At 38.3% G+C, this 12,029-nt stretch carries 11 protein-coding genes and 1 tRNA gene; 5 read left to right on the top strand and 7 right to left on the bottom strand.

The window, feature by feature from the left end:
- Positions 1-2 precede the first annotated feature (2 nt).
- The 7 genes from ACFSR8_RS01885 to ACFSR8_RS01855 form a co-directional block, all read right to left on the bottom strand.
- Positions 3-407 carry a hypothetical protein gene (locus ACFSR8_RS01885; protein ID WP_186561037.1) on the bottom strand — a complete coding sequence of 135 codons (405 nt, stop codon included), beginning with the start codon at positions 405-407 and terminating at the stop codon, positions 3-5.
- 21 nt (positions 408-428) lie between these two features.
- Positions 429-1,199 (bottom strand): MotA/TolQ/ExbB proton channel family protein, encoded by a 771-nt coding sequence (locus tag ACFSR8_RS01880; RefSeq protein WP_380288480.1) that lies wholly within the window; start codon positions 1,197-1,199, stop codon positions 429-431.
- 74 nt (positions 1,200-1,273) lie between these two features.
- Positions 1,274-1,361 (bottom strand) — tRNA-Ser (locus ACFSR8_RS01875).
- Between the two features lie 73 nt (positions 1,362-1,434).
- Entirely contained in the window at positions 1,435-2,466 is a 1,032-nt protein-coding gene (locus tag ACFSR8_RS01870) for an asparaginase (protein WP_380288478.1), read from the bottom strand.
- Entirely contained in the window at positions 2,463-3,230 is a 768-nt protein-coding gene (locus ACFSR8_RS01865; RefSeq protein WP_380288476.1) for a TatD family hydrolase, read from the bottom strand. The genes ACFSR8_RS01870 and ACFSR8_RS01865 overlap by 4 nt, the downstream gene beginning before the upstream one ends.
- 167 nt (positions 3,231-3,397) lie before the next feature.
- Positions 3,398-4,141: a hypothetical protein gene (locus tag ACFSR8_RS01860; RefSeq protein ID WP_380288474.1), complete on the bottom strand. Its 744-nt coding sequence runs from the start codon at positions 4,139-4,141 to the stop codon at positions 3,398-3,400.
- A gap of 5 nt (positions 4,142-4,146) precedes the next feature.
- Positions 4,147-4,728, bottom strand: coding sequence for an RNA polymerase sigma factor (locus tag ACFSR8_RS01855; RefSeq protein ID WP_380288472.1), 582 nt, complete (start codon positions 4,726-4,728; stop codon positions 4,147-4,149).
- A gap of 279 nt (positions 4,729-5,007) precedes the next feature.
- On the opposite strand from ACFSR8_RS01855, the gene ACFSR8_RS01850 reads away from it, so the two are divergent.
- From ACFSR8_RS01850 to ACFSR8_RS01830, 5 genes are all read left to right on the top strand, one after another.
- Positions 5,008-5,442, top strand: a complete 435-nt coding sequence (locus tag ACFSR8_RS01850; RefSeq protein ID WP_380288470.1) for a hypothetical protein — start codon at positions 5,008-5,010, stop codon at positions 5,440-5,442.
- A gap of 87 nt (positions 5,443-5,529) precedes the next feature.
- A complete protein-coding gene (locus ACFSR8_RS01845) occupies positions 5,530-6,498 on the top strand; it encodes a hypothetical protein (protein ID WP_380288468.1) in 969 nt (322 codons plus the stop codon).
- A gap of 584 nt (positions 6,499-7,082) precedes the next feature.
- Complete coding sequence (locus tag ACFSR8_RS01840) at positions 7,083-9,032, top strand: DUF7849 domain-containing protein (protein ID WP_449272390.1); 1,950 nt, start codon at positions 7,083-7,085, stop codon at positions 9,030-9,032.
- A 30-nt stretch (positions 9,033-9,062) separates the two neighbouring features.
- Entirely contained in the window at positions 9,063-11,612 is a 2,550-nt protein-coding gene (locus tag ACFSR8_RS01835) for a CHAT domain-containing protein (protein ID WP_380288465.1), read from the top strand.
- Entirely contained in the window at positions 11,581-12,024 is a 444-nt protein-coding gene (locus ACFSR8_RS01830) for a retropepsin-like aspartic protease family protein (RefSeq protein ID WP_380288463.1), read from the top strand. The genes ACFSR8_RS01835 and ACFSR8_RS01830 overlap by 32 nt, the downstream gene beginning before the upstream one ends.
- The last annotated feature ends 5 nt before the right edge of the window (positions 12,025-12,029 follow it).

Below are 12,029 nucleotides of genomic sequence, written 5' to 3'. Positions count from 1 at the left end.
ATTTATTTAATCATTTTTTTAATTCCTGAGAACAACATAGTCCCAGCGGCTATAATGATAAGGAAATAGAATAGATATAATCCAGCTCCCACCATTTTTGAAGCTCCCGCGGAAAGCGTTCCACCATCTTTTAAATCGGTTTCTGTTCCAGTAGCCATTGCATAACAAATAACCGCCAACAAAAGGAAAGCCCCAAGATTGATAAGCGTTCTCTTCAAATTAGCCGGATTTGCAAAAGTATTTACCAATGTAAAAATTACAACTGCCGCCAAAACTATAGCCAAGACTATGTAGGCCACAAATAATATGCTTCCTACTTGTCCTTCATTGCCACTAGCAATCATTGCCGTAAGAATAATGGCAATAACAGCAAGCACATAGGCCAATATTTTAAATATTTTATGCATAATAGTTTATGTTTTTAATTATTACTTTTTGTGTCTGATCAACAAGTCCATTAACATGATGGAAGCATCTTCCATATCGTTTACGATGCTATCGATCTTAGCAATAATATAGTTGTAGAATATCTGAAGGATAATTGCAACAATCAAACCGAAAACCGTTGTTAAAAGTGCTACTTTAATACCTCCTGCTACAAGTGACGGGTTCATATCCCCAGCTGCTTCAATTTTATCGAATGCCTGAATCATACCAATTACCGTACCCATGAAACCAAGCATTGGAGCCAATGCGATAAATAATGAAATCCAAGAGACATTCTTCTCTAACTGTCCCATTTGAACACCTCCGTATGCCACTACAGCTTTTTCTGCAGCGTCCAGACCTTCATCTACTCTATCCAAACCTTGATAGTAAATAGAAGCGATAGGTCCTTTTGTGTTTCTACAAACTTCTTTAGCGGCTTCAACACCTCCAGATGCCAAAGCGTCTTCTACGCTTTGTACTAATTTTTTAGAGTTGGTTGTTGAAAGATTTAAAAAGATAATTCTTTCTATGGCAATTGCTAAACCTAGAATTAAACACAATAATACAATTCCCATAAAATCGGCGCCACCTTCAATGAAACGCTTCTTTAATTCTTGATGAAACCCAAGTTCTTCACCAGCTGCTTCTTCAGCAGAATCTTGAGTAGTTACAACAGTTGTAGCAACAGAACTTGTTGCTTTTGTGGTTGCATTTGCCGTTCCAAATACCATCATTCCAGTTATGGCTAGGATAGAAAATAATCTTTTCATGTTCTAAATCTTAATGTTATTAGTTAAAGTGTTAAAGATATAAAAAAAATACAACTAAAGCATAAATAAAAATGCAGAGAGGAAGGGATTCGAACCCTCGATACGCTTTTGGCGTATACACACTTTCCAGGCGTGCGCCTTCGACCACTCGGCCACCTCTCTTTATCCCAATAATACTTTAGGGTTGCCCAAATAACAAAAAATATTTTAAACCCTAAAACTTTGGGTATTATTTTTAGGAAACTTCACCTGTTAGAGAGGCTTCAAACTTGATTTTGAGGGTTTTGCTAGAAAGGTTTTTTCCCAACAGATACATCAATTTGGTAACTGCAGATTCCGTAGTCATATCTCCTCCGGAAATCACGCCGATTTTTTTCAACTTACTGCTAGTTTCATATTGGCCCATATTTACACCGCCACCAACACATTGGGTGACGTTTATAATATGTATCCCTTTTGAAATGGCATTCTTTAAGGCCTCGACAAACCATGCTTCGGTAGTACAGTTGCCTGAGCCATAGGTTTCTAAAATTACTGCTCTTAAATTTGATGTATTTAAAACGCTATTGATATAGGATTCGGTCACCCCGGGGAACAATTTTACCAGGCCAATATTGCTGTCCAACGTCTTATGAACCTTTAATGGTCCAGCGACCTCATTACTTAACAAATACTGCTGATTTATTTTTAGATGCACTCCCGATTCGGCTAAGCAAGGATAATTCAAAGATCTGAAGGCCTGAAAATGTTCCGCATTTATTTTAGTAGTGCGGTTGCCCCGGTACAATTTATATTCAAAATACAAGCATACTTCCTTAATTGCAGGTTCGTTATTTTCTTGTAAGGACGCAATTTGAATGGATGTAATCAGGTTTTCCTTGGCATCCGTTCGGAGGTCTCCAATCGGTAATTGAGCTCCGGTAAACACCACTGGTTTGGATAAGTTTTCCAGCATGAAACTTAATGCCGAAGCTGTATAGCTCATCGTATCGCTTCCGTGGAGCACCACAAAACCATCGCAATCATTGTAATGCGATTCAATAATCTCTGCTATTTTAACCCAATACTCAGGATTCATATTACTGGAATCGATTGGGTTTTCAAAGGAAACCGTTTCAATATTGCAGTCCAATAACTGTAATTCCGGAATCCGTTTTAGAAGGTTATTAAAATTGAACGCATGGAGCGCACCGGTTCCGGCATCCTTTACCATTCCGATGGTACCTCCGGTATAAATCAACAATATATTAGGCTTGGAACGACTCATATTTTGAAAAAATCTTTCGAATTCTGAGTTGTAATTTCGGCAATTTCTTCTTTTGAAACACCATAAATCTCAGATAGTTTTTCCAACACATTTATAATGTATGCACTTTCATTGCGTTTGCCTCGGTAGGGCACTGGAGATAAATATGGCGCATCGGTTTCCAAAACGATATGTTTTAAATCGATTTGATTGATGAATTTATCAATTTTCCCATTTTTAAAAGTGGAAACACCCCCGATGCCCAGTTTCATATTATACGACAATGCCTGATGGGCTTGCTCCAACGTGCCAGTAAAGCAATGAAAAATCCCGAAAAGTTGTTCGTCTTTCTCACTATCCAAAACCTCAAAAATTTCATCAAAGGATTCACGGCAGTGAATTACTATTGGTAATTGGTATTGTTTCGCCAAGCGAATTTGATGTTTGAAGGCCTCAATTTGAATGCCCAAAGTGGATTTGTCCCAATACAAATCAATGCCTGTTTCGCCGACGGCATAAAATTTATGTGTTGAAAGCATATCCTCGAGGTGTTTTAACTCGTCCATATAATTTTCTTTGACGTGAGTGGGGTGCAGTCCCATCATCAAAAAGACATGCTCAGGAAAATCTTTTTCCAGTTGCAACATGGATTTGGTGTATGTGGAATCGATAGCAGGAATGAAGAAACGCTTAACGCCTTTATCCATGGCACGATGTATCATTTCGTGCCGGTCTTCATCAAAGGCTTCGCTGTATAGATGGGTGTGGGTGTCGGTGATAATCATTCGGTAAAAATAGGATGTTTGACACGGATTGCACGGATTTTCTCGGATAAAATTAGACCTTACGGGTATTGGCTTCAACTTCGCTCAGCCACCATATAACCTGTGAAGTCTTTCTGTCACCTAGAGACCTACAAGGTTATCAAAACCTTGCAGGTCGGGGTTTGGATTTAATCCAATTTCTTGATTAACTTTTGTGCTTGCTTATAATCGTCGGCATCCTCAGGGATGGTTTTTAAAATTTGCAGACAGGCGTCGTAATCCTTTTGTTTTAGTTTGCTTAGTGCCAAATACCAAGTGGCTTTATTTTTATAAGCTGATGTGTCTGCTGAAAGCTTTCCAAATAGGCTATCGGCTTCATCAAATCGATTCAATTCCAATAATGAAATACCTTTATATAATTGGAGTTCAATATTTGAATCATCATTTGAAAGCAATTCCCCAAACGCCTCATTTGCTTTTTCAAAATTCCCTGTGTTAAATGCATCTTCTGCCGGTTTTAAAAGCGCATCATTGTTACCTCGTACGGTCAAACTAATCGTGCCGTAATCATCATAGTCCGCATAACTTGGCGTGGAAAGCTGATTAAACGTAAAAAGCCCAAACACAATGGCTACGGATGCGGCCACCAAGTATTTCATTAAAACATAGGTTTTTGAGGAACCGGATTTGGTTTGGGTTTCCGTTTTTTCAAAATGGGCTTTTGAAAGGTTTTCTAGGTTATTTTGAAACGCTAGGGAAGCCTCTTCGTTTCCAAATTTGTGCTCTAAAAATGAAGACAATTCCTTGTAGGTTTCAAAGGCTTCTTGAAATTCGGGGTCGGTTTCCAATCTGGATTCAAAATCGGCGCATTCTTCCGCGGAAAGTTCCTCGGAAAGGTAGGCTTCAAACTCTATGTAATTTTGGTCTTCCATAACACTTACAATTTAAGTTGGTTAAACTTTGGCGACCCTTGAACTAGTGCTGTCAATTTCCCGATGCAGAGGGATTTCTTTTTGCGGGCGTAGGCGTAGGTTACGCCCAAACTCTTGGCTACTTCCTCCATCGATTTTATTTTAAAAGTAGCTTTTAGCAAATCCTTGCACGCGGTCCCGAGCTGGTTAAACATTTCTGCAAACAGTGCTTGTTTTTCACCGAAAACGGAAGTTTCAAAAGCCAGTTCTTGGGCCTCGTCACCTTTAGATAACACTTCCTCGTTAATTGTTACCTCTTTATTGGAAGACTTTTTTAGAACGTTTAACCATTTGCGTTTGCAGAGTAGGAAAAAATAGGCGTCGAACGGACAGGTTAATTGCAATCCTTTTTGGCTGGCTTGACTATATATGGTGATTAATGTATCTTGAACTACGTCCTGCGCTTCATCCGAACTTCCACTATTCTGTTTGATATAATTCACCACCTTGGGCACAAACTTGTCATATATAGATTGAATAACAAAGGAGTTGTTTTTCAGTAACCCGTCGATATATTTCTGGTCTTCGTGAATTTTCTTTTCGGCCATGCCCGCTTTTGAATTTGCCCCTAAAATAAAGAATTTCCTTAAACATCGTATTTATCTGAATGCTATCAGCACCCGCGTTAGGGATTGCAGAGTAAAGCCCACAGCGTAGCCCCATAGGGCGGAGCGAGGACTTGGAACGGAAAGCCCGACCCCTTGTGGGCAACGCCCAAATAAAAAAATTTAAAAAAAGGGGTAACAATTTTTAAAGGGGGTTGATATAAGGGTGTAACAGTCAAAAAATGACGAACAAAAATTAATTAATCTATAACATTAGAAATCATGAAAAAATCAATTTTAATTATCGGAACTGTAGTGTTATCCATGTTGAACTTAAATGCTACGAATGAAACGACCCTTAACGCTTCAAACGAAGTTGTTGAAATTACAAAAGATGCCATCGCTCAAGTTTTTGAGTGGAAGGTGGAAACGACCAAAGGCACTTACTCTGGGACTTCATTGTCTTTAGAACAAGCTAAACGAATGATTGCATTATCAAGTTCGGGCGAGGTGGTTACCGGAACGGAAATCAAAAGTTTCTTTGAATTGAAATCTGAAATGGACGCCAAAAGAAACTATTTCTGGGAAGTGGAAACAGCAACTGGAAAAGCTAAAGGTTATGCTTCCTCTGAGGATTATGCCCAAAAAATGATTGCATTGGTTGCTTCTGGTGATGCGATTGTCTCTAAAATGATTATCAGTCAGCCTCAACATTAAAATTTTGAAAATTTTTAAATCAATAGGGGTAACAATTTCGTTGCCCTGTTGATTTAAACTTGAATAACAATTTAAAACCCAATTATCATGAAGAATTTAAAAAGAATTTTTGGAACACTTTTATTGACAGCAGTATTATTTACAAGCTGTGAAACGAACGACGATGGCGATATTATTTTTCGCCCAACGGCAGAGGATTTTAACGAATTAAAGGACACTGCACTTGAGAACCTGACGCAAAACTTTACGTTTAACGCGGATGATGGCAACATTAATTTGACTTCGGATAAAGGTGTGGAAATTTACATCAACGCCAACTGTTTGACTCTTAATGGGAATGCAGTAACCGGAAATGTAAACTTGGAATTTGTGGAGCTTTTTGATAAAGGCAACATGCTAGTGACCAACAAACCTACGATGGGTACTTTACCTAATGGTGATAAGGCACTTTTGATTTCTGGGGGTGAATTTTATGTGAATGCCACTCAAAACGGTGAGGTTTTAGAAACTAGCTGTGGTTTTCAGATGTCGATTCCTGCGGATTTAACCGGAGGTGCCGACAACGATATGACCCTTTGGGAAGGCAGAATTGATGCTGACGGCAACTTAGCTTGGGACGAGGAAGAAGACAATACCGGACAAGGTGGTGTGTTTGCCGAGGGGAACCAATACTATGGGTTTTTCCAACAGTTTGGATGGTCCAACGTTGATCGTTTTTACAACGACCCAAGACCAAAAACGATTATTTTAGTGGATGTTCCTGATGGTTACGACAATACGAACAGTTCTGTTTTCATTTCTTATGATGGCGAAGATACCGGATTGGCAAATTTGGATACTTATGATAGCAACACAGGTATGTTCAGTGAGCACTACGGGCAAATCCCAATCGGATTGGAATGCCATATAATTTTTGCCACGGAAGAAGGCGATAACTGGAAATACGCCATTAAATCTGTAACCATTATCGAAAACGGTGTTATCACGATTACCGAAAGCGAGATGGCTATTGCCACGGAAGCACAATTGACTATAATTATAAATAACTTACCTTAATAAAAGGACTACTTAGTTATGGTTTCCCTAACGGTTGACCTACTCTTGAAGCCAGAAACATCCCCAGTTTCTGGCTTTTCAATTTAACCCTAAGCAACCCTCCTGATTTTGCACTGAAAATTTTCAGTGCAAAATCTTCCTCCCTTTATATAAAGGGAGGAGCCGAAAAAGGAATTCATTTTACATACAAAAATTAGTATTCCTTGGATTAAAAAACCATAAACTAGCTCTCCTCTTTTTGGAAAGAGGAGAATGAATTCCAATTTTCCACCAGAAAATTGGAAGAAAGAGGAGTTAAGGCCATTAAAACTCAAAATACCAATTCGAAAAGTCATTCATTGTTCAGCTGTGGGGTAACAAATTGTGATGCATTTTGATATAAGGATGAAAATGGTTTAGAAATGAAAAAGCGAGTTTACATCATGGTTTTGGTAGTATTGGTCATAGCTATTCTTATGGCTAATATCCTGATCATTCTATCGGGCTAACGCCATTCATCTTCATTTTTGAAATCAAAAGTTATCTCTTTTGTATATTAGAGCATGCAATAAACCCATTTCGTTATGTATTATCGACAGCTACTTATGTTTGTTTTCTTTGTTCCTATTTCACTGTTCTCCCAGAGAATAATTGAGCAGGATACTGTGACCCGCACAGCTACCATTAAAACTGAGGTAAACGGGAATCATGTCCTTTTTACACCCGAAACGCCAGTGTTGAATCAAATTGCGGGAGCACCCAAAGCATTTTATACCTTTTTTTGGGAAATGGGAGATGGCTCATACAGTAAAGAAAAAACTCCAAAACATGTTTATAAAAAGAAGGGTGAGTACGAAGTGAGACTTTGGGCTACCAACAATTATGATACTGGAAAACCACCCACGTCTCGACCTAAAAAAATTGCCGTCAACTCGGTGTCATCAACATCTGATGAAATGGCTTCCATGGATACGGATTTTGATTTGATACGAAATCGGGAACCTGTACCTTTACAGGAAATTGTTTCGGTGATGCGCTACAAAAACACAAAAGATTACACCACCAAAGGTAAGTTGTATCTGTTTTATAACGAGCATAAATTTAAAGCAGATAATTTTATGTTGAAGGAAGTAAGGACGTATTATAATGAAAAAGAAATCCCTGCCACTACTTTTGCTTATACAGGGAAAACTCATTTGGACAACACGCTTTTGGCATCCAACGATGCTTCAATTTTAAATTTGAAGGCGGTTGCGCAAGATTCTACGGAGAAAACGAATTTACCACTCACCCTTACAGAAGCTAAAGCCTTTTACAAGGATTGGAGCGTTTTGGAATTTGATAATATGGAACCCAACGAGGAACGTAATGTATTTTTCAGCTTGGAAACCACACCCGAAATGATACGAGATACCAGTGCGATTATTTCAGTTAGAGGAGTTTATGTGCCAGATTCGAACTATGACAATCACGAAGTGAAGGACATGGAAATGGAAATTGTGACTTCGCACGACCCCAACAAAATGTCCACCAACGGCACTTTAATGAATTACAGGTTTGTACGCTTCAAAACCTTAAAATATAAAATCAAATTTCAAAATAACGGTGAAGGGCCTGCTCGCACCATTCGACTGGAAACGGATATTCCTGAAATGTTGGACAAGTCCACTTTGAAGGTGACGGACATGTATCCTAAATGCGATATCTGTCCGAAATACGAAGTGGAATACAGTTGTTTGGACACCACCTTTACGGATACCCAAGCCATTTTCACTTTTAAAAATATATACCTACCCGGAAGCGAGCAGAAAAATATAAAAGAGTACGATTCCACCAAAGGATTTGTAAAATACAACATCAAATTTGCTAAGGATTTCCATAAGAAAAGTACAAAAAGTCGAACTGCTATCATCTTCGATAAAAACGAACCGATTATTACCAATTATTCCACTACCCGATTTATGCCTGGGCTTTCGGTGGGTGTTAAAGCGGGCTACAATTCATTTTCTGATTTAAAAAACTCCGAAAACTATTTTATTGGAGCAACGTTGTCGCCCTATAAATCTTATCGCTGGTATTGGCAAGTTGAATTGATGAACAATTTTCACAATTATGAGAATAGTGTGCCGATAGTTTCCGAACGCATCGTTGACGGCCCCCAAGGTTTTAGGTTCACCCAACGACGAACCACCAGTAGTTCTTTTGAAAACATCGATTGGGACATCCCCGTTTTATTACGATACAATGTCAATAATTACATTGGTCTTGGAGCCGGGATTCAAGGTACGGTAACCGTTAGCAACAAAACCACAAACGATGTTTTGGTTGAAGATCTTGAAGGCATACAACAGCCGGGGGCGGATCCTCTTCCTGTAATTAGAACCACTAACGAAACCGATAGCTCGAGCGATTCGTTTAATAATTTACGCAACAGCGTTATTTTGGATGCTACTTTGGGCTTTGCACGAATAGGCCCAAGTGTGGGCGCCCGGTACGTTTATGATTTGGAAGACGTTTTTAATTATTGGCAGTTTTATGCGATTTGGAAGTTTTAGAGCCTAAGGCTCATTTGGCAACTCACTCGAATGAATAAACTTTGGATTCTTTTTCTGGTTTTAAACTCTATATGTTTTTCCCAAAACCTTGAGGAGCAAATTTATGTGGCTACAGAAACGTTTATTGCTCATCCAAATAGGGAATCACTTCAAAATTTAATTGAAAAAGAGGCTCAATTTAAAAGTGAACTAAAAACCCGAGACGAACAATTGGCGATGGTGTTTTTATTATGCCATAAAGGGTATTATCTGGACCAAAACTCTGCTTTAAAAGAAGCCATTATTACTTATGAAGATGCCTTGAATCGCTTTAATGCGAATGCACTTTCAAAACTTTCGGATTTTGATATTATTGAAAGCTGTTTGAACCCCTTAGGCAATCTTTACACCAAAACAGGAGATTTTACCAATGCTGAAAGTACTATAAAACAGTATATTTTTCTGGCGGAAAAAAGTAAAAACAGAAAGCATGAAATCAGTGGGATTATCAATCTTTCAAAACTCTACCAAACGATTGGGAAACATGATATCGTTCTTGGTATGACTTCGGATTACATCGAACATCTCGAAATCAGCAAGGCGCAAAGGAAAAAACTAATCGCAATTAGAGTGGATAGCCAAATTGCATTGGGCTATGAAGATATTCCTATTCAAATAGGTGACAGAGAAAGTTATAGTAATGCAATTCAAAATAAGGATTTTGAAAGGGCGTTGTCCGTTTTTCAGAAACTAAAAACGGAGCAATTTTCTAATGAAAATCTATCTAAAAGACAATTGGCAAAACTTTTGGTACAGGAAGCAAAACTTTATAGGATTTTGGAGCAAAACACAAAAGCCTCCGAAAGTTTAGACGAGGCGTTACTATTGCTACTGCCGAATTTTAGTGGGAATGCGCTTCCAAATAAGCAGGATTTATATACTGAAAACACCTTTATCGATATTTTTGATTTGTTTGCTGAAATTCAACCTGATGTTCAATCGTCATTGACCTATTACGACCTGAGTTTTTATGTTTGGAGTCTGTTGCGCGACGGATGGACGTCGCAAGACACCAAAATCATAAACCAGACGGACCACAAAATCCGTAGTGAAAAATGTATCGATTTGCTGTATCAGGCTTATAGAAATACCAGAGACAGTACTTATATTTTTAAGGCATTTCAGTATTCCGAAAACAGTAGAGCATCCACTTTAAAGGATATCTTTCACAAAAAAATGCGCTTACAAAAGCATCCCAACGACAGTTTGTTAATCGCCGAATATGACCTTTTAAAACAACAGGAACATATTACGGGATTGCTAAAAACCGAACTGCTGGGCGAAAACAAAGCTTCCGTAATCCATGATTTGAATAAGAATTTGACCGAAATCAGTTTGCAACTCAAACAGTTGAACAACACTCTTTCAAAAAAATACTCTTTAGATGAACAAGTGTTTTCAAAGGAAGTGCTACGAGAAAAACTGACACAAGATAATGCGGTTTTGGTCTCCTATTTTTACGGAAAACATACCCTTTATCAATTTGTGGTAGCTCCAGAAAAAATTTGGGTGGATAAAGTGGTTTTAACTTCTGAAACTGAAAACCAAATCTCGGAATTCATTCATCTTTTTGATAGTGCTTCTATTATAAATAATGACATTCAAAAATTTTCAAACAGTGCATTCACGTTATTCAAACTCCTAAAATTCCATGCAGTTTCTGATTTCAAAAATATTATTCTAGTTCCAGACGGTCGGTTAAATTTTGTGCCCTTTGAAACCCTGCTTTCAGAAGAATCGCAAACCACATCCTTTTCAAAAATGCCTTTTGTAGTAAAAGACCAAAATATTACGTACAACTCCAGCGCCCTATTCTATGTTTCGGAAAACGCACCCAATCCGAACACCGAACTTTTAGGCGTGTTTCCTGTTTTTGAAAACACTAACAGAACGCTCACCTATTCCATAAATGAGGCCGAAGCTATTCAAAATGAAATGAAATCCAAGCTATTGATGCGTGAAGAGGCCTCTAAAAGTAATTTCATTACCAAAGCCAAAGAACATGGGGTTTTACATTTATCCACTCATGCCAATGCTACCCCTGCTATAATTGATTTTTATGATGGAAGTTTATCCCTCAACGAAATATACGGTTTGGATTTAAATCCGCAATTGGTAGTATTAAGCGCTTGTGAAACTGGGATTGGGATACGCTACAAAGGTGAGGGCGCAATGAGTGTTGCTCGCGGATTTCAATATGCGGGAGCAAAGAATGTACTGTTTTCACTTTGGCAAATCAATGATTTGTCCACTTCGGAAATCATGTCATTCTTTTACGAGCATTATAGCAATACCCAATCGCCTCATTTTTCCAATCGCCAATCAAAATTGGACTATTTAGAAGATGAAGCCATTGGGAATGCCAAAAAATCCCCTTATTATTGGGGTGCTTTTGTATATTATGGTGACCTCGTAACACCCGAAAAGGAGTTCTCCCTTTATTATATCATTGGAGGAATCCTGATAATTTTGATTGTAGTACTTTTGTTTTTGAAATACAATCGCTCTCATGGAACAAACACTGCAGGAATTTCTTCTTGAAAAAGGCTATACCAAAATTAAATTACACCTCACCAAGACAAACCATTTTGAAATCAAGGCCTCGATAAATGGCAAAAAAGGGTTGTTTATTCTCGACACCGGTGCCTCAAGCTCTTGCGTTGGGTTTGAAGGGATAGACAGATTTAAAATGAAGGTAAAGGATTCTTCTATTTTGGCCGCCGGGGCTGGGGCCATAGATATGGAAACCAAAATGTCAAGAAAAAATAAGGTGAAGATTGGCAAATGGAACCACGACAAGGTGGTATTGGTGTTGTTCAATCTGGTTCATGTGAATACAGCTTTAATCAATCATAATTCAAAACCTGTGGATGGCATCATCGGGGCCGATATTCTAAAAAAAGGGAAAGCCGTCATCGATTATGAAAAAAAATATCTATATTTAAAATTGTAAGTCTG

Source organism: Hyunsoonleella rubra, assembly GCF_042684665.1.
GTDB classification, from domain to species: Bacteria; Bacteroidota; Bacteroidia; order Flavobacteriales; family Flavobacteriaceae; genus Jejuia; species Jejuia rubra.
The sequence above is the reverse complement of the archived record's forward strand: the minus strand, read 5'-3'. Positions and strand labels throughout refer to the sequence as shown.

What these genes read in the sequence shown, in the direction of transcription:
- ACFSR8_RS01880 (WP_380288480.1), bottom strand. Translation starts at nt 1,199, where the DNA reads ATGAAAAGATTATTTTCTATCCTAGCCATAACTGGAATGATGGTATTT.
- ACFSR8_RS01860 (WP_380288474.1), bottom strand. Translation starts at nt 4,141, where the DNA reads ATGGAAGACCAAAATTACATAGAGTTTGAAGCCTACCTTTCCGAGGAA.
- ACFSR8_RS01865 (WP_380288476.1), bottom strand. Translation starts at nt 3,230, where the DNA reads ATGATTATCACCGACACCCACACCCATCTATACAGCGAAGCCTTTGAT.
- ACFSR8_RS01885 (WP_186561037.1), bottom strand. Translation starts at nt 407, where the DNA reads ATGCATAAAATATTTAAAATATTGGCCTATGTGCTTGCTGTTATTGCC.
- ACFSR8_RS01855 (WP_380288472.1), bottom strand. Translation starts at nt 4,728, where the DNA reads ATGGCCGAAAAGAAAATTCACGAAGACCAGAAATATATCGACGGGTTA.
- ACFSR8_RS01840 (WP_449272390.1), top strand. Translation starts at nt 7,083, where the DNA reads ATGTTTGTTTTCTTTGTTCCTATTTCACTGTTCTCCCAGAGAATAATT.
- ACFSR8_RS01835 (WP_380288465.1), top strand. Translation starts at nt 9,063, where the DNA reads ATGAATAAACTTTGGATTCTTTTTCTGGTTTTAAACTCTATATGTTTT.
- ACFSR8_RS01830 (WP_380288463.1), top strand. Translation starts at nt 11,581, where the DNA reads ATGGAACAAACACTGCAGGAATTTCTTCTTGAAAAAGGCTATACCAAA.
- ACFSR8_RS01870 (WP_380288478.1), bottom strand. Translation starts at nt 2,466, where the DNA reads ATGAGTCGTTCCAAGCCTAATATATTGTTGATTTATACCGGAGGTACC.
- ACFSR8_RS01845 (WP_380288468.1), top strand. Translation starts at nt 5,530, where the DNA reads ATGAAGAATTTAAAAAGAATTTTTGGAACACTTTTATTGACAGCAGTA.
- ACFSR8_RS01850 (WP_380288470.1), top strand. Translation starts at nt 5,008, where the DNA reads ATGAAAAAATCAATTTTAATTATCGGAACTGTAGTGTTATCCATGTTG.